A 16,490-nucleotide genomic window follows, 5' to 3' on the forward strand; every position below is an offset into this window, starting at 1 on the left:
TACGCCGGCGACCAAGGTCAATCACGTTCTCGCTCCTGCCTGGAGCCTGTAGCGGTCGAGGGCGACTGCCACGATGATGACCAATCCCTTGATGATGTACTGCCAGATGTCCGAGACACCGGCCAAGATAAGCCCGTTGGAGAGCACCGCTATGATCAGGCCACCGATCAGCGTACCCCAGATCGAGCCGACGCCGCCGACGAAGCTGGTGCCGCCGAGAATGACCGCGGCAATGGCGTCGAGTTCGTAAGACTGCCCAAGCTGCAGCCCGTTGGCCGCATAGAGCCGGGCCGCTGACATGGCGCCGCCAAGGCCGGCCAGCAGGCCGGAAACGCCATAGACAAAGAGCAGCACCAGCGGCACCTTGATGCCGGTCAGCCGCGCCGCTTCGGCATTGCCGCCAACGGCATAGATCCAGGTGCCGAGCACGGTGCGCTTGAGCACCAGCCAGGACAGCACCACGATCGACAAGGCGATGATGACCAGCCACGGAATGCCGAACAGCGAACCGTTGCCGATGAAGTCGAACGGCAGGTCCGAGTTGAACACCGTGGTGTCCTGGCCGAGCAGGCGGGCGACGCCGCGCACAGCGGTCAGCGACCCCAGCGTGACGATGAAGGGCGGCAGTCTGATATAGGCGATCAGCAGCCCGTTGATGACGCCGAAGCCGAGGCCGACGAGAATGGCCGCCGGCACGCCCAGCAGTCCCCAATCGGGCACCAGCGACACCATCACCGCCACCATCGCCGAGGCGGCAAGTATCGAGCCGACGGACAGGTCGATCCCGCCGGTCAGGATGACGAAGGTCATGCCCGCTGCCAGCACGATGTTGATCGACGATTGCTGCATGACGATCAGCAAATTGGTCTGGGTGAAGAAGCGCGCGTTCATCAACTGGAAGCCGACCGCCAGCAGGATCAGGATCGGCAGCATGCCAAGGGCGGCGAAGGCGGTGCGCAACCGCCGGCTCCTGCCGACAACCTGGCCACTGATCTCGGTCGCCTTGTCGGTCATCCCTTGGCCGCTCCCGTTGCAAGTTCCATGATTGCTTCCTGGCGCAGCGGCTGGTCTTTGGACGCCGTAACCTCGCCGGCAATCGTGCCGTCGCGCATTACCAGCACGCGGTCAGCAACGCCGATCACCTCCGGCAGTTCGCTGGAGATCATCAGGATGGCGATGCCCTTTTTGGCGAGATTGTCGATCAGCCGGTAGATTTCCGACTTCGCTCCGACATCGACGCCGCGCGTCGGTTCATCCAGGATGACCACTTGCGGCTCGGTCTCGAGCAGGCGGGCAAGCAACACTTTCTGCTGGTTGCCGCCCGACAGCGAACCGGCATTGGCCTGTACCGACCTGGTGCGGATGGAGAGATCCGAAACGGCCGTGGCAGCACGTCTCTCGGCGGCTTTGAAATCGCGCAAGCCGCCGGGCCGCGCATCCCTGGCCAGCACGCCCATGCTGATGTTGTCGGATATCGACATGTCGAGAAACAGGCCGAGTTCCTTGCGGTCTTCGGTGAGATAGGCGATGCCGGCATTCAGTGCCTCGCTTGGCGAGCCGATGGTTACTGGCTTGCCGTCGAGTTCCAGCGTGCCGGCGATGCGTCTGTCGGCACCGAAGATCAGTCGCGCGAGTTCGGTGCGGCCCGAGCCGACAAGGCCAGCCAGAGCCAGCACCTCGCCCTTGTACAGTTCGAAGGAGCAGTTCTTCAGGAGATTGCCGTCCGCCATGCCGCGCACCGACAAGGCGACCGCGCGCTTGCTGTCCGGCGGGCGATGATCCTTCCTGTAAAAAGCCGACAGGTCGCGGCCAACCATCATCGAGACGAGGCGCGAGGCGTTCAGCTCGGCGCGCTCGAGTGTGCCGACATAGCCGCTGTCGCGCAGCACGCTGACACGGTCGGCCAACTGGTAGACCTCTTCCATGCGGTGGCTGATGTAGATGATGGCGATGCCTTGCGACTTCAGCGTCGCGATGACCTCGAAGAGACGGTCGGTCTCGCGCGAGGTCAGCGAGGTGGTTGGCTCGTCCATGACGATGATGCGCGCGCTGGTCGAAAGCGCGCGGGCGATTTCGACCAGCTGACGCTCGCCGAGCGACAGGCTGGAAACCTGAGCCCGTGCGGAGAAGGACACGCCGAGACGCTTGATGATCTCATTGCTGCGCCGGTAGCATTGGTCGCGGTCGACGATGCCGAAACGCCTCGGCTCATTGCCGAGGAAGATGTTCTGCGCGACCGTCAGGTTGGGCGCCAGCGACAGTTCCTGATAGATAACCGCAATGCCGTGAGCCCGCGCCTTGATCGGGTCGCCGGTGGCGACCGGCACGCCGTCGATCAGTATCTCGCCGCCGGCATCAGGCCGATAGGCGCCGGACAGCACCTTCATCAAAGTCGACTTGCCGGCACCGTTTTCACCCATCAGCGCATGGACTTCGCCGGCATGGACGGTCAGCGACACGTCCTGCAAGGCGCGGACTGGCCCGAACGTCTTCGAGATGTGCCGCATTTCCAGCACTGGCTGGCGCGTGACTTCGGCCTGAGCAGCGACAATCACCGTGCGCCTCCCGCTGCCGCGCGGGGGATGCCCTGCTCGCCGATGAGGCCACGCCATGTGTCGCGATATCGGGCAAGTCCGGTGAAGCTTGCGGCACGCACGGGCTCCGGCACTTCCGCGGCAAATTCGCGGCCGACGGTCTCGAAGGCCAGCGCCGCCGCCCCGGTGGCGCTGCCCTCCAGTGTGGCCCCTTGCAGGAAGGCCTGGCTGGGACGCAGTTGCGCCACTAGCCCGGCGAGCAGGCCGCCAGCGTTCAGTCCGCCATCGACGATCACGGTGTTGTCCGAATGGATCTGGTCGAGGCAGAGGTCGACCATCAGCGCGACGTAGAGCAGCGCCACGGCTGCGCGTTCCTCGGCGCTTGGCATGCGGCCGACCAATTTGCCGGCGCGGCCGGGCATTGGTCCGCCCGGCGCGAAGCTCGGCAGCGCCATGCTGCCGGCGTTGATCACCCGCTGCACTGCCGCCGGCGCGATCGCGCCTTGCCAGCCGTCGCTGATCGTGGCGAATTCGCGCCCGCCCATGAAGCGGATGGTCGGCACAGGGCCGCCGTCGATATCGACATTGACCAGCATGTCGCGCTGGCCATCGAGCGCGTCGAGCAGGCAATCCGGATTAAGCACGACGACCCAGGTGCCGGTCGAGACGACGGTGACCGGGCCAAGCTCCTGCCGGCGATAGGCATGGAGCGCGGCATTGCTGTCATGGACACCATTGTGGATGGCGATCCGCCGCTTCGTGTCGCCGAGGCGTTGCTCGCCGACAACCGAGCCCGCCCGCTCGAAAGCGGGCATCCGGTCGCGCCAGCCCTCAATATCGACCAGCGAACTGAAGTCGCGCTTGCGCGGCGCCCATAAATGCGAGTGGCAGCCGAGATAGGACACTTCCGAGACCGCCCGGCCGCCAAACCGCCAGCTCCAGTATTGTGGATAGCCGAGGATCGATTTCGCGGCCGTGAATGCACCGGGTTGCACCGCCTGTAGCCACAGCATGTGGCGACCGTAGTTGAAGCCGAGCGGCAATCGCGGCGAGAAGGTCTCGGTGAAATCCGGAACGAGGCGATCAATTTGCGCGGCAATATCAGCCGGCGGCTCTTGCTCGTAATCGAGTATCGGATGCGTCAGCGCCGCCTCGTCGACCAGGGCAAAGGTGCAGCCATGGCCCGACACCATCACGCCCTGTACGCCATGGACGTCGGAGGCCTCGCTTACGGCGCGAACCGCCCAACTGTGAAGTGCTGCCTCATCAAGCACGCTGAAGCCATCTTTGCGCATCCAGTTCGGCCGGGTCCGGCGCTCGTCGACGATGCGCCCGTCCTGAGCGAAGACGAACAGCTTCGAATTGGTCTTGCCGAAATCGAGGACGGCCATCTTCACTGGATGGCTCCCGAAGCCGAAGCGATGCGCACCATGACGCCCGCGTCTTCCAGCATGCGCGCGTCGACGTCGGACAGGCCGTCATCGGTCACCAGCGTGCCGATGCGCGACAAGGGCAGCGCGATGTTACGGGCGTGGATCGACAGTTTGCGGCTGTCGGCCAGCACCACGATCTGGTCGGCACACAGGCTGAGATCGGCGATGGAGCGGACCAGCAGCGGGTGCGATTCCAGCACGCCCTCCTGGCCAAGGCCTTGCGCGCCGAGAAAGAACTTCGATGCGTAGAACGGCTCCGCCTGGGTCGGTGAATGGATGATGCCCGGCTCACGATGCAGATCGCCGCCGGCAACGGTCAGGCTGCAATGGCCGTGGTCGCTCAGATAGGCCGCGAGCGGCATCGAATTGGTATAGAGACGGATGCTGCGCTCAGCCAGCTTGACCCCAAGGTGGAAGCAGGTCGAACCGCCATGCACGATGACCGCATCGCCGTCGCGCACCATCGTGGCCGCGAGAGCGGCGATCTGCCGCTTGGCCTCGACCGCGAGGTCGCGGTTCTCGTCATAGGGCCTGGCATAGGCAACACCCGCCTGTGAAGCGCCGTCGAGCGCCGAGATGCCGCCATAGACCTTCCGTGCTTCACCGGCCTCGTCGATCTTGTCGATGTCGCGCCGCACCGTCGCCGCCGACACGCCGAGCTGCTCCTGCAGTTCGCGCACCGACGCGAAGGGGCGATCCCGCAGCAACTCGACGATCTGACGCTGGCGGCCGGAGTCGCTCAATCGTTTTCCTCCCAGGAGCCGTTTTTGCCACGGCATTTGACGTAACTTACTCAACATCTTTCCGATTGCAAGAACCTTTGATGACATTAGATCACTATTGACGTAAGTCGCTCGCATCTGCGATACACATCAACATCCCACGACGGGTATCCGAAGCTGCGAGGCTGACGGAGCTGATAGAGGAAATGCGCCATGGCGAGCTATGCGGATGCGCAGGAAATGGCTGCTTTGCGGGCGCTTTCGGCCAGCATCGGGCGCAATCCAAATCTGACCCAGGCCGCCGGCGGCAACACCTCGCTGAAAGCCGGCGACACGCTGTGGATCAAGGCTTCCGGCACATGGCTGAAGGATGCGCTCTCCGAAGACATCATGGTCCCGGTGGCGATGGCGCCGCTGCTCAGGGCTGTCGAACAGCGCGACAGCGCCGCCGACCAGCCGCAGATCTTCGCCATCGAGACGCTCAACGCCCGGCGCCTGCGCCCTTCGATTGAAACCACCGTTCACGCGCTGATGCCGCAGCGCGTCGTCCTGCATGTCCATTGCGTCGAAACCATTTCGCTGGCGGTACAGGCCAATTGCGAGGTGGAAGCCGCCAGACGCCTTGATGGTCTCAAATGGGCGTATGTTCCTTATTTCCGGCCAGGCCTGCCGCTTGCCCAGGGTATTGCCGAGCGGCTTCAGGCTGGGGTCGACGTGCTGATCCTTGCCAATCACGGGCTGGTCGTCGCGGCCGATACCGTCGCCGAGGCCGAAGTGCTGCTGCGCCGCGTCACGCTGCTTCTGGCGCGGCCGGCGCGCCAAGTGGCGGAACCGGATGTTGCGGGATTGGCGGCGCTGGCCGGGAAAACCGGTTACAGGCTGCCGGCGGAAATCGAGGCGCACGCGGTCGCCATCGATCCCGAAAGCCGCCGCATGGCGTCCGGGGGCAGCCTCTACCCCGATCACGTCATCTTTCTGGGTCGGGGGTCGGTGGTGGCAAAGCCCGGTGAGGATGTGCCGCGCGTCATCGAGCGGTGCGGTACAAACCCCGTGGCGATCCTGTTTCCCGGGCTGGGCGTGCTGATGCGCGGCGATGCCAGTGCGGGCGCCGACGCCATGCAACGCTGCCTTGCCGACGTGACGGCACGCATCGACATTGCAGCGCGGCTGAACTACCTCACCGCCGCCGAGAACGATGAACTGGTCAACTGGGACGCCGAGAAGTATCGCCAGAAACTCAATGCCGCCAGCCGCTGACACGCCGCTTGCCATAGGCATCGACATCGGCACGTCCGGCGCGCGCGCGGTCGCCATGCGTCCGGATTTTTCCATTGCCGCGCGTTCCGCCGTTTCGCTCGAGTTGTTTGGCCGGAATGCCCGCGACCCTGCAGTGTGGTGGTCAGCGGTCGGCGCAGCGCTGGCGGAACTGCTTTCGGGCATCGACCGAACAGCGGTCCGGTCGATCGCTGTTGACGGCACTTCAGGTACGTTGCTGCCGGTCGACGGCGCCGGGCGGCCGCTGGCCGAGCCGCTGATGTACAACGATACGGTCGCCGACAACGCCATTCTGGTCGCGATCGCTCGCGAAGCCCCAGCGACCAGTGCCGCACTTGGGGCGACGTCCGGTCTCGCCAAGGCGCTCTGGTTCCAGCGCACGCCCGGTGTTGCCGCGGTGCTGCATCAGGCGGACTGGATCGCGGGACAATTCTCCGGTCGCTTCGATGTCAGCGACGAGAACAATGCCTTGAAAACCGGTTACGACATCACGGCCCGCTGCTGGCCGGACTGGATTGCGGCCACCGAAATGCGCATGGAGTTGCTGCCCGGTATCGCCAGGCCGGGCGATGTCGTCGGCAAACTCACCGCGGATGCCGCGGATATGTTCGGCTTACCGCGCGAAATCGCCGTCGTCGCCGGAACGACCGATGGCTGCGCCTCGTTCCTGGCGACAGGTGCCGCGGCAATGGGCGACGGCGTCACCGCGCTGGGGTCGTCGTTGACCGTCAAGATCCTGTCCGACCGGCCTATCTCGGCGCCACGCTTCGGCATCTACAGCCATCGGCTTGGAGATGTCTGGCTGGCGGGCGGCGCATCGAACTCCGGCGGCAAGGTGCTGACACAGCATTTCCCTCTGGCGCGCATCGTCGAGCTGAGCATGGCGATCGACCCGATGACCGAGACCGGCCTCGACTACTATCCTCTTGCCACTGCAGGCGAACGCTTTCCGATCGCCGATCCGGCACTGCCGCCGCGTCTTGTGCCGCGACCGGTGGAGGACGCCGACTATCTGAAAGCCATGTTGGAGGGTATCGCCGCGATCGAGGCGCTCGGCTATGACAGGCTCGCCGAGCTCGGCGCTCCGCAGCTGACGTCGGTCAGAAGCGTCGGCGGCGGTGCGGCGAATGCCGCCTGGACGGCGATCCGGCAGCGCAGACTTGGTGTTGATTTCCTGCCGGCGCTTTCGGACGAAGCCGCCGCCGGCACGGCGCGGCTGGCGCTGATGGGCGCAAGCGCGGCGGGGCTTCTATGAGCGCGAAAACAGTCGAACACCTCAACGGCGTCAACCAGCTGGCCGAGCGCTATGATTTTTTCCTGCTCGATCAGTTCGGCGTGCTGCATGACGGCGCCAGCCCCTATCCAGGGGCAGTGGAAGCACTGTCGGCGCTGAAGCGCGCCGGCAAGACCATTGTGCTGATCTCGAACTCCGGCAAGCGGGCGGGGCCTAACGAGAGCCGGCTGCTAAAGCTCGGCTTCGAACCGGGAAGCTGGGACCATTTTGTTTCTTCCGGCGAGGTCGCGTGGGAGTTCTTCCACGACATGGCGGTATCCGGAAAGCTACTGCCAAACACGAAATGCCTGTTGATAAGCCGCGACGATGACCGCTCGGCGATCGAAGGTCTGCCGTTCGCATTGACTAAGGACGGTGACGATGCCGGGCTGGTGCTGATTTCGGCCAGCGAGGGCGACCGCTATGATCTTGAGCACTATCGCCGACTTCTTGCGCCGGCTGCGGTGCGGCAGGTGCCATGCTTCTGCACCAACCCTGACAAGATCATGCTGACGGCAGTGGGGCCGCGCTTCGGTGCCGGCCGGCTGGCGGATCTCTACGAGGACCTCGGTGGTAGCGTCACGCGTATCGGCAAGCCTTACCCCACTATATTCGGCGCCGCACTAGCGCTGGCAGGCAATCCAGACCGCGGCACTGTGGTCTGCGTCGGCGACAGTGTCGAACACGACATCGCCGGCGGACTTGCTGCCGGCGTGGCCACGGTGCTGGTTCTGTCAGGAATATTGGCGGACACACCTGACCTGTTCGACCTGTTCGACACGATGGACGCATACCCGGATTACACCATGGATGGCTTCAGGTTTCGCTGATTTGATTAACCCGGCAGCGCTCGCGCCCGAATCCGGCCTCAACGCCTCGTGGCCGGCGAGCATTGGCCGGCTGGCTCAAGGCTGCCGAACAGCGCGGATCCAGTCGAGCCGCGCGGCTGGAATGAGGCCGTAATTGTAGAAATTGATGCCGTCGACACCGGGCGCCAGCGCTGGCTTCACCTTGGCCGCAAGAATGTCGGGGCGGGCCATTTCCGGATAGAACAGCCGGTAGCCGGCGCCGAGGAATTTGTCCGCGCCCAGTGCCGCACGGCCGGCCGCCATCAGGCTGGCGACATCGCCGGCCTGCATGTCGTAGGCGCACAGGATCGCCCCGTCGCAGACCTTGCCCAGCGCTGCCAGATCGCAACCGCCAAGCCAGCCGTCTTTCAGATCGATAATGACGACCCGCGTCGTGGGATCGGCTACCTCGCGCAGTTCGGCGACCAGGCTGGTCACTGGCTCGAATCGCCACAAGAGATAGGCATGGAGCTCCGGCCAGGGGGCAAAGGCGTCGATGCCGCAGGCGGGAAAATCGGGAAAGCGCCGCTCAGGCATCGCACGCTCGCAGGTCTCGACGATCCATTGCCTGGTGAGCTTGCGCGCCGCCTCGGCATCGATGCCGGCTTTTGCCGCACGGGCGACGCAGGACGGACAGAAGCACAGAGACAAAAGAAAATCGTCTTCCGGCGTCAGCCCGACACCGTCCTTCTCGTGATGGTATTCATGGGCAAAGCCCATGAAGGACGGGCTTTCAAGTTCTATCCGGTCCGGCCGGTAGCTGTGCGAGATGTCGGCGATCAGCGCGCGGACATAGGCGCGCGCATCGGGATGGGAGGGGCAGAGATTGTAGTAGTTGGCATCGCCGAAGGCGTTGCGGGTGACGGCCTGCGGATGCAGCATGCCCAGGCGGGTGTTGTGCAGGCAGACCGTCCAGCACGAAACGCCTAGTCCGCCCGCGTCGCGACGGCGGATGAGCTGACCGAGCACGTCGCCGCCCTCAGTGATCACGTCAGCCACCTTGGGCTGGATGGCTAGACTTCCCCAGCGCGCAGCGGTCGGCTTGAAATAGATGGTGCCGTCCTCAGGGAAATAGGCCTTGCGGCGCGGGCTGCGCGGCTGCAGGAAGCGCCCGGCATGATAGGATGTCGCCAGGCTGATCATGTTGAGCCCGGCGCGCTCGACAAGATCACGTTCGACCGTCTCCAGGCCGAGATCCTGGATGTCCCAGGGATAGGTCCACATGGACAGTTGCTGCATGGAATATCCTCTGCCTTTGGCTCAGCCGTCGACCGGCTCTGCGACCTGCATTAGGCAGTCGCCCGCCTCACACATCGTGTGCAGCCGGCGCGACAGCACCAAGCCGCTTTCGGCGAAATGCAGGGCCTCCTCGGCAACATCGAGCCGCTCGAGATCGTGGTACCAGCCGGCCAATTGTCCTGAAGTGACACTGTCGCCGAGCCTGGCGGCGGGCTCGAACCAGCCGCGGCGGGTGGCATAGAGGCCCTGGCTGTGCCTGGACAGGGACAGCAGCCTTGTCGGCGCCGAAGGCTTTTCGCCCGCGCCAAGAACCGGCGCGTCGACCACACCCATTGCTATCATCAGACGGTCGAGCGCGCGGGCCGTGATCGCCATCGAATCGACCGTTGCGGTGCCACCGCCGCCGAACTCACCGCTGACGCCGACGGCGCCGGCGCGGCGCGCTGCGCCCATCGAGGTTGGCGAGGCCTGGCCGTTGTCAGCGATAAAGCCGTAGGGCATGCCGAGCGTGCGCATCAGCTCGACGCCGCGCCGGTGGCGCTCGGGATCGGCGTTGCGTTCGACCAGCGCGGTCGGCAGATGCTCCATCGACGTGCCGCCCGAATGGATATCGAAGACGACGTCGTGACGAGGAAACAGCTCCGTCTCAAGGAAATTGGCGAGCCGGCTTGTCGGCGTTCCCGAGGGATCGCCGGGAAACGCCCGGTTGAGATTGCCGCCGTCGAGCGGCGAGCAGCGCTTGGCGGCCATCACCGCAGGGGCGTTGGCCATCGGCATGATGGTGATGCGGCCCTTGATCCGCTTCGGATCGAGCCGGCGCGCCAGTTTTGCCAGCGACAGCTCGCCCTCATATTCGTCGCCGTGATTGCCGGCCATCAAAAGCAGTGACGGGCCGTCGCCATTGCGGATGAGGCAGATCGGCACCTTGACCTGAAAGTAGGGCGAGCGATCGATCGAGAACGGAATGCTTAGATGGCTGAGCGTCTTGCCGTCGCGGTCGAAATCGAGCGTGTGGGCGAGGCCGGTGTGCATGGTCAGACCGCCGCGACCGCGGTGATTTCGATGCGGAGATCAGGGTCGGCAAGCCGCGCCTCGACGCAGGCCCGCGCCGGCAGGCGGGCAGGATCGATCCAGGCATCGTAGATGCTGTTCATGGCCTCGAAATCACCGATCTGCGGCAGGAAGATGTTGACCGCCACCAACTTCGACTTGCTGCTGCCGACCTCGACCAGCAGCGCCTCGACTTTGGCAAGCACGTCGCTGGTCTGGCCTTCGATGCCGGCCTTGCGATCGTTGGCCACTTGGCCGGCTATGTGAACGAGGCCGCCATAGACGACTGCCTGCGACATGCGCGAGCCGGACTGAAAATACTTGATCATATCGGATCCTTTCGAGGTTCTCTTTTTGGGGATCTGGTCAGCCGAACCAGGTGGGGAAAGCGTGGCGGACGTGGCCGGTCGCGTCGACGCCGAAGATCACGCGATAACGGTCGAGGCAGGTGCAGGGATGCGAGATGCCGAATTCGACGACGTCGCCGACGGCCACGTCGTCGCTCGGTGCAATCGACAGGAAGGAATGCTGGTCGTTGAGCTTGACCACCTCGGCGCGCGCCGCCGGCATCGGCAGCGGCTTGCAGGCACGAAAGACGGTGAGCGGCGTTGGAAAGCCCTGGTCGAACGACACGTCGCGCATGCCCATGCCGCAGATGACAAGGCCCGGCTCCGGACGCGACAGCACTTCGGCCCAAAGGCGTAGCGCAGGGCGAAAGGAATGCCGCGCCGAAGCGCTGATGCCGCCTATGGCAAAACCTTTGCGGGCATCGAGGGCGCCGAGCGAACGGTCATAGGTGCCGTGGTCGTGGAAGAAGATGGCGCCGCTGCGCAGCACCAGCGTTGCGTTGCCGTCGCTGGAAACGAGGGGTGCAAGCGCCGCGACCACCTGGTCGAAGAAGGCGGAGCCGCCGGCTGTGACGATCAGCGGTGCGTCGCCGCCGACGCGGGCACGCAGCCGCAGGAACATGTCGGCGGTCATTGCCAGCAGGCGGGATATCACCTCATCGGTGCGACCGGGCTCGGGTTGCGCCGCCGCCCCTTCATAGGTCGTAACGCCGGCGATCAGCAGCCGCCCGCCGGCAGCCGTGATCGCATCGGCGATAGCCTCGGCTTGCGCGGTGGTGCGGGCGCCCGCCCTGCCCGCACCAAGTTCGACCAGCACGCGCAGCGGCGGCAGCGCCGCATTGGCGCGCCAGGCCTCGGCAAGCGCATTCACGGCGTCGACCGAGTCGGCAAAGACATAGAGCTCGGCATCCGGCCAGGCACCAGCAAGCACCGCCAGCCGGTTGGCGCCGCCGGCTCCGCCAACCTCATTGGCGATGATCAGCCGTGTCAAGCCGGCCTTCAGCATCACTGTCGCTTGCCTGATGTCGGCGACCGTCGTGCCCCATGCGCCGGCCTCGACCAGCGACCGGGCAAGGTCGGGCGCCATCGGCGTCTTGGCATGCGGAGCGATCTCAACATTGTGTTCGCGCGCATAGCGCAGGAACAGGTCGCGATTGACGGAGAAGGCCGCCTCGTCGAGGGTCAGCACCGGAAGCGCCATGCGTCCATCGGCGGGATGCCAGTGCTCGGCCGCGACAAGGCTGCTGTCAAGCCCGGTTGTGCCGGGAGGCACGCCGCGGATGCGGTCGTCGAGCTGAAAATTTTCGTGCACCGAAAGGGCTGGAACCGGTGAGTTTTCAGTCATCCGATGCTAACCCTTTCACCGTCGCAGAACGAAGCCAGAATCGATCGCCGGTCACAGCCTGAGAGAGATACGTGCCAGAACCTTACGCCGGACCGATCATCGACGCCCATCATCATCTTTGGGATCTCAGCCTGGGACGGCATCCCTGGCTCGGCGCCACGGCCGGCGAGCGCGGCGGCCTCGGCGAGCTTGGCCCCTTGCGGCGGAACTATCTGCCCGGGGATTATGCGCGCGATGCCATAGGGCATAATGTCGTCGCCACCCTCCATGTCGAAGCCGGCTGGGCGAGTGGCGACTGCATCGGAGAAACGCGCTGGCTTGAAGCACTCGACAAATCGCGCGGCGTCGCCGCCCGCTATGTCGTTCACGTGCCGCTCGCCGATCGCCAGGCGCCTGCGCTGATCGAAGCGCAAGCCGCGTTCGAGCGTGTCGCCGGCGTGCGCGACATATTGAGCTGGGATCCCGACCCTGCCCGCCGTTTTGCGGCCCGTGACGGCATCATGGACGATCCGGCCTGGCGCGCCGGGCTTGCCTTGCTTGGCCAGCATCGGCTGGCCTTCGACCTGATGGTGTTTCCGCGCCAGCTCGCCGGCGCGGCTCGCCTTGCGGCTGCCTTCCCCGATCAGCAATTCGTGCTCAACCATTGCGGCAGTCCGATCGACCGCGACGCCGACGGCATGCAGAGATGGCGCGACGGGCTGCGGCTTCTGTCGCAATGCGACAACGTCGCCATCAAAATATCGGATCTGGTCGCCTACGATCATGACTGGACGCTCGACAGCCTGAAGCCCGTCGTCCTGCATTGCATCGATTGTTTCGGCACCGGTCGCGCCATGTTCGGCAGCGACTTTCCGGTCGCCGGCCTGCATGCCTCGTTCGATGACATATATGACGGCTTCAAAACCATCACAGCGGACTTTTCCGCCGACGAGCAGACGGCGCTGTTCTTCGGCAACGCAAGGCGCATCTATCGGCTCGACGATGTGTCATCGGCGCGCCTGCTCCCGGCCTGAGAGCAGCAGCAGGCCGAGGATCAGCGAGCCGAACAGGATGCTGCGCCAGCCGGGCGATGCGTTGACGACGGTGATCAGCGCGGTGATGGTGACCAGCAGGATGGCGCCGGGGATGGTGCCGGCATAGGTGCCAAGCCCGCCGAGGATCGAGGTGCCACCGAGGACCACGGCGGCAATCGAGGCGAGCAGATAGGGATCGCCGATGCCGACATAGCCCTGTCCGTTCATGCCCAACACGAGCACGCCGGCAAGTCCCGAGCAGAAGCCGCTGATGCCGTAGACCGCAAGCGTCGTGGACGTGACCGGAACACCGGACAGCGCCGCGGCAAGCGGGTTGGCGCCCATGGCAAAAATCCGGGCGCCGAGCGATGTCGCATGCATCGTGGTCAGCACGATCGCCGAGACGACCACCCACAACAATACGCCAGCGGGAATGCCGGCCGGCCGGCCATTGCCGAGCCAGTGGACCAGCGGGTTCTCGGCGGTCACGGCGCTGCCGCCGGCGATGATGATCAACAGACCCTGCAAGAATGTCGCCATGGCCAATGTCATGATCATCGGGTGGACGCGCAGCAAAGCGACGCCGAGCCCGTTGACCAGGCCGATTGCCGTGGTCAGCACCAGAACGGCAAGAATGGCGGTGATGCCGGTCGGATCCACCTGCCACGACAGCAGCGGCAGGCTGACGGCGCTGACCGTGACGATGGCCGCGACGGAAAGGTCGATGCCGCCGGCGATCACCACAAAAGTCTGGCCCGCGGCAACCAGGCCGATGACGGCGCCGAGCTCCACCAGATAGCGCAGATGGCCATAAGCGCCGAAGCCGCGCGAAACGAAGCTCGCCACGATCCAGACCGCGGCAACGATGGCAACGGTGAGAGACGGCCGGCTGCGCAGGACCGTCAGGGCGCGTTTGCCGCCCGCGCTGTCATTCCATGCTGTCATTGCTGTGCCTTGCGGAATTGCGGGATGGCGACCGCGCCGATGATGATCAGGCCCTGGGCCACATATTGTGCGACCGGCGTGAAGCCGAGGAAGAACATGACGCTGATCATCAGGCTGAGCAGCAGGCTGCCGGCAAGCGCGCCGCGCATCGTGCCCTGGCCGCCGAGGAAGCCGATGCCGCCGAGCACCGCAGCGGCAATCGAGTTCAGGGTAAAGGCGGCGCCGATGACCGGGTCGCCCGAACCGGTCTGTGCGGCGACGAACAAGCCGGCGCCGGTGGAGAGCAGACCGCTGATCGCATAGGCCGCAATGCGCGCGCCGTCGACCGGCACGCCGGAGCGATAGGCGCCGACCGGATTCTCGCCGGCGGCATAGAGGCTCAAGCCAAGCGGCGTGGCGAGATAGAGCTTCCACAGGAGAACGATGAGCACCAGCAGCACGAATGCCGCCGGTGTGTTGCCGGCAAGCAGGTCGGACAGCCACGCCGGGATTGCGCCGCCGGGCCGCGGCAGGATCAGCAGTGCGGCGCCGCCGATGATGAACGACCCGGCAAGCGTCACCACGATGGCCGGCAGCCGAAGCCGTACCACGATGAAGCCGGTCGCCGCCCCGATGCCGAGGCCCGTCAGCGCCACCGCGGCAGTGCCCCCGGCGACGCCCAGCGGCCCGGCCATCGTCGTCGCGGCGATGACCGCGCCCAAGCTGACCGTCGCGCCGATGGCCAGGCTGATGCCGCCGGTGAGCATCAGGATCGCCTGCGCCATCGCGACCAGAGCCAATGGAAACCAGCTCTGCGTGAATTTGGCGAAGCCGGACGCCGTGAACAGACCCGGAAAGAGGACGCCATAGGCGATGAGAAACACCAGGACGACGGCAAACAGGCTGCGCACGCCGACATTGCGACGCAGTTGCACCGGCCAGTAGAGCGCGCCGGTCTGCCGGGCGGAGGAAGATGTGTTCATGCCGCAACCTTCCGCTGTTCGGCGCCCATCGCCGCGGAGACGATGGCTTCCTCGCTCAGCGCTCCACGCGCCAGCATGGCGACGATGCGGCCTTCGCGGACGATGGCTACACGGTCGCAAAGGTGCACGAGTTCGGGCGTGTCGGAACTGAGCAGCACGACCGCCTTGCCGGCGGCGGCGAAATTGCGAAGCATCATGTAGATCTCACGCTTGGTTTCGACGTCGACGCCGCGCGTCGGATCGTTGAGCAGAAGCACCAACGGGTCGTGCGGCATCCATTTCGCCAGCGCCACCTTCTGCTGGTTGCCGCCCGATAGAGCCTGCGCCGCCCGGCCGAGGTGACCCTTGATGCCGAGTTGGGCGGCAAGGCTTTTGGCCGTCTCGCGCTCTGCGCGGCGGCTGCGCAGCTTCAGCGCCGGCAGCCTGGCAAAGGCGGGCAGCATCATGTTGGTGATGATGGGATGGATCAGGTGCAGGCCCTCGCGCTTGCGATCCGCGGGCACATAGGCCAGCCCCAGCGCGTTGGCTTTCGGCACGCCGCCGGGCAGGCCGGAGGCGCCGTTGACGGTCGCCGACGCCGTCCGTGCCGGAATGGCGCCGTAGAGACCGAGCAGCAGATCTTCCTGCCCTTGCCCGACCAGGCCGCCAATGCCAAGCACTTCGCCCGTTTTGATATCCAGATCGACGTCGCGCATCAGGCCGGCCGAAAGATTTCGGACGGAGATAGCGTCGGCAAGCAAACTGGAAGGCTGCCATTGCGGAAAAAGATCACCGGGATCGCGGCCGACCATCAGCCGAACCAACCCGGCGGCGTCGGTGCCTTCCAGGGTGCGGTCGGCCGTGCAGGTGCCGTCCTTCAGCACGGTGACGTGCTGGCACAGCGCCATGACTTCGTTCAGTCGGTGCGAGATGTAGAGAATGGCGATGCCTTCGCCGCGCAACCGCTGCAGCAGATCGGTGAGGATTTTGGTTTCGGTTGCCGATAGCGACGATGTCGGTTCGTCGAGAATGAGCACGCGCGGCCGGCGGTAGAGCGCCTTGGCGATCTCCACCATTTGGCGGCGGCCGAGCGACAGATTCCCGACCGGCGTCGACAGCGGCTCGTGCAGCCCGACAAGTTCGCATGCGGCCCTCGCCCGCGCAGCGAGTTCGCGGTAGTCGATCAGGCCGAACCGTTTGGGATAGGCGCCGAGACCAACATTTTCGGCGATGGAAAGACTGGCCGTCAGGCTGAGTTCCTGCTGGACGACGGCGATGCCGGCCTGCCGCGCAACAGCTGGCGTCATGCGTGAGACCGCGCGTCCATCGACCTCGATCGTCCCGCCATCCGGTCTCAAGGCGCCGGACAAAAGGTTGATCAAGGTCGACTTTCCGGCGCCGTTCTCGCCGAGCAGCGCATGCACGCGGCCCGGCTGGAGAGCGATTGAAACGTCGCGCAGGACGGGGTTGCCGAAGAAAGACTTCGACACCCCGCGCGCCGCGAGCAGCGGAGCCATGGTTGTCA

Annotated in this window: 15 protein-coding genes; 4 read left to right on the forward strand and 11 right to left on the reverse strand. The window is 65.3% G+C overall.

Going from position 1 to position 16,490, the window contains the following annotated elements; translation table 11 throughout:
* Positions 1-21: 21 nt before the first annotated feature.
* From NKL04_RS18505 to NKL04_RS18520, 4 genes are read right to left on the reverse strand one after another with little or no spacing between them, the layout of a single operon-like run.
* Positions 22-1,014 carry an ABC transporter permease subunit gene (locus NKL04_RS18505; RefSeq protein WP_023701287.1) on the reverse strand — a complete coding sequence of 331 codons (993 nt, stop codon included), beginning with the start codon at positions 1,012-1,014 and terminating at the stop codon, positions 22-24.
* Entirely contained in the window at positions 1,011-2,507 is a 1,497-nt protein-coding gene (locus NKL04_RS18510) for a sugar ABC transporter ATP-binding protein (RefSeq protein WP_050587408.1), read from the reverse strand. The genes NKL04_RS18505 and NKL04_RS18510 overlap by 4 nt, the downstream gene beginning before the upstream one ends.
* A 44-nt stretch (positions 2,508-2,551) precedes the next feature.
* Positions 2,552-3,931 (reverse strand): FGGY-family carbohydrate kinase, encoded by a 1,380-nt coding sequence (locus tag NKL04_RS18515; protein WP_023701286.1) that lies wholly within the window; start codon positions 3,929-3,931, stop codon positions 2,552-2,554.
* Positions 3,928-4,710, reverse strand: coding sequence for a DeoR/GlpR family DNA-binding transcription regulator (locus NKL04_RS18520; RefSeq protein WP_023701285.1), 783 nt, complete (start codon positions 4,708-4,710; stop codon positions 3,928-3,930). Before NKL04_RS18520 ends, NKL04_RS18515 begins: the two co-directional genes overlap by 4 nt.
* A 192-nt stretch (positions 4,711-4,902) precedes the next feature.
* Between NKL04_RS18520 and NKL04_RS18525 the strand changes: the two genes are divergently transcribed.
* Genes NKL04_RS18525 through NKL04_RS18535 form a run of 3 tightly spaced genes read left to right on the forward strand, consistent with a single transcriptional unit; the run spans position 4,903 to position 8,067 of the window.
* Complete coding sequence (locus NKL04_RS18525; RefSeq protein WP_023670571.1) at positions 4,903-5,946, forward strand: class II aldolase/adducin family protein; 1,044 nt, start codon at positions 4,903-4,905, stop codon at positions 5,944-5,946.
* A complete protein-coding gene (locus NKL04_RS18530) occupies positions 5,930-7,219 on the forward strand; it encodes an FGGY-family carbohydrate kinase (RefSeq protein WP_031199271.1) in 1,290 nt (429 codons plus the stop codon). Before NKL04_RS18525 ends, NKL04_RS18530 begins: the two co-directional genes overlap by 17 nt.
* A complete protein-coding gene (locus NKL04_RS18535) occupies positions 7,216-8,067 on the forward strand; it encodes a TIGR01459 family HAD-type hydrolase (RefSeq protein ID WP_023701283.1) in 852 nt (283 codons plus the stop codon). Before NKL04_RS18530 ends, NKL04_RS18535 begins: the two co-directional genes overlap by 4 nt.
* Positions 8,068-8,142: 75 nt before the next feature.
* On the opposite strand, the gene NKL04_RS18540 is transcribed toward NKL04_RS18535, so the two are convergent.
* From NKL04_RS18540 to NKL04_RS18555, 4 genes are read right to left on the reverse strand one after another with little or no spacing between them, the layout of a single operon-like run.
* Entirely contained in the window at positions 8,143-9,324 is a 1,182-nt protein-coding gene (locus NKL04_RS18540) for a hypothetical protein (RefSeq protein ID WP_023807587.1), read from the reverse strand.
* A gap of 21 nt (positions 9,325-9,345) precedes the next feature.
* A complete protein-coding gene (locus NKL04_RS18545) occupies positions 9,346-10,356 on the reverse strand; it encodes a succinylglutamate desuccinylase/aspartoacylase family protein (protein WP_023686805.1) in 1,011 nt (336 codons plus the stop codon).
* 2 nt (positions 10,357-10,358) lie between these two features.
* A complete protein-coding gene (locus NKL04_RS18550; protein WP_023686804.1) occupies positions 10,359-10,703 on the reverse strand; it encodes a RidA family protein in 345 nt (114 codons plus the stop codon).
* Positions 10,704-10,740: 37 nt separating this feature from the next.
* The gene (locus NKL04_RS18555) at positions 10,741-12,066 is read right to left on the reverse strand and encodes an alanine racemase (RefSeq protein ID WP_031209428.1); all 1,326 of its coding nucleotides are present in this window, start codon (positions 12,064-12,066) and stop codon (positions 10,741-10,743) included.
* A gap of 71 nt (positions 12,067-12,137) precedes the next feature.
* Between NKL04_RS18555 and NKL04_RS18560 the strand changes: the two genes are divergently transcribed.
* Positions 12,138-13,079, forward strand: a complete 942-nt coding sequence (locus tag NKL04_RS18560) for an amidohydrolase family protein (protein WP_023701281.1) — start codon at positions 12,138-12,140, stop codon at positions 13,077-13,079.
* On the opposite strand, the gene NKL04_RS18565 is transcribed toward NKL04_RS18560, so the two are convergent.
* Genes NKL04_RS18565 through NKL04_RS18575 form a run of 3 tightly spaced genes read right to left on the reverse strand, consistent with a single transcriptional unit; the run spans position 13,053 to position 16,482 of the window.
* Entirely contained in the window at positions 13,053-14,024 is a 972-nt protein-coding gene (locus tag NKL04_RS18565; protein WP_156951482.1) for an ABC transporter permease, read from the reverse strand. The genes NKL04_RS18560 and NKL04_RS18565 overlap by 27 nt on opposite strands.
* Positions 14,021-14,986: an ABC transporter permease gene (locus NKL04_RS18570; protein WP_023686801.1), complete on the reverse strand. Its 966-nt coding sequence runs from the start codon at positions 14,984-14,986 to the stop codon at positions 14,021-14,023. The genes NKL04_RS18565 and NKL04_RS18570 overlap by 4 nt, the downstream gene beginning before the upstream one ends.
* Positions 14,983-16,482, reverse strand: coding sequence for a sugar ABC transporter ATP-binding protein (locus NKL04_RS18575; RefSeq protein WP_196815217.1), 1,500 nt, complete (start codon positions 16,480-16,482; stop codon positions 14,983-14,985). The genes NKL04_RS18570 and NKL04_RS18575 overlap by 4 nt, the downstream gene beginning before the upstream one ends.
* Positions 16,483-16,490 lie beyond the last annotated feature (8 nt).

The sequence above is a fragment of the Mesorhizobium sp. C264A genome (assembly GCF_040324515.1).
Classification (GTDB): Bacteria; Pseudomonadota; Alphaproteobacteria; order Rhizobiales; family Rhizobiaceae; genus Mesorhizobium.

What these genes read in the sequence shown, in the direction of transcription:
- NKL04_RS18505 (WP_023701287.1), bottom strand. Translation starts at nt 1,014, where the DNA reads ATGACCGACAAGGCGACCGAGATCAGTGGCCAGGTTGTCGGCAGGAGC.
- NKL04_RS18510 (WP_050587408.1), bottom strand. Translation starts at nt 2,507, where the DNA reads ATGCGGCACATCTCGAAGACGTTCGGGCCAGTCCGCGCCTTGCAGGAC.
- NKL04_RS18525 (WP_023670571.1), top strand. Translation starts at nt 4,903, where the DNA reads ATGGCGAGCTATGCGGATGCGCAGGAAATGGCTGCTTTGCGGGCGCTT.
- NKL04_RS18530 (WP_031199271.1), top strand. Translation starts at nt 5,930, where the DNA reads ATGCCGCCAGCCGCTGACACGCCGCTTGCCATAGGCATCGACATCGGC.
- NKL04_RS18535 (WP_023701283.1), top strand. Translation starts at nt 7,216, where the DNA reads ATGAGCGCGAAAACAGTCGAACACCTCAACGGCGTCAACCAGCTGGCC.
- NKL04_RS18540 (WP_023807587.1), bottom strand. Translation starts at nt 9,324, where the DNA reads ATGCAGCAACTGTCCATGTGGACCTATCCCTGGGACATCCAGGATCTC.
- NKL04_RS18545 (WP_023686805.1), bottom strand. Translation starts at nt 10,356, where the DNA reads ATGCACACCGGCCTCGCCCACACGCTCGATTTCGACCGCGACGGCAAG.
- NKL04_RS18550 (WP_023686804.1), bottom strand. Translation starts at nt 10,703, where the DNA reads ATGATCAAGTATTTTCAGTCCGGCTCGCGCATGTCGCAGGCAGTCGTC.
- NKL04_RS18555 (WP_031209428.1), bottom strand. Translation starts at nt 12,066, where the DNA reads ATGACTGAAAACTCACCGGTTCCAGCCCTTTCGGTGCACGAAAATTTT.
- NKL04_RS18565 (WP_156951482.1), bottom strand. Translation starts at nt 14,024, where the DNA reads ATGACAGCATGGAATGACAGCGCGGGCGGCAAACGCGCCCTGACGGTC.
- NKL04_RS18570 (WP_023686801.1), bottom strand. Translation starts at nt 14,986, where the DNA reads ATGAACACATCTTCCTCCGCCCGGCAGACCGGCGCGCTCTACTGGCCG.
- NKL04_RS18575 (WP_196815217.1), bottom strand. Translation starts at nt 16,482, where the DNA reads ATGGCTCCGCTGCTCGCGGCGCGCGGGGTGTCGAAGTCTTTCTTCGGC.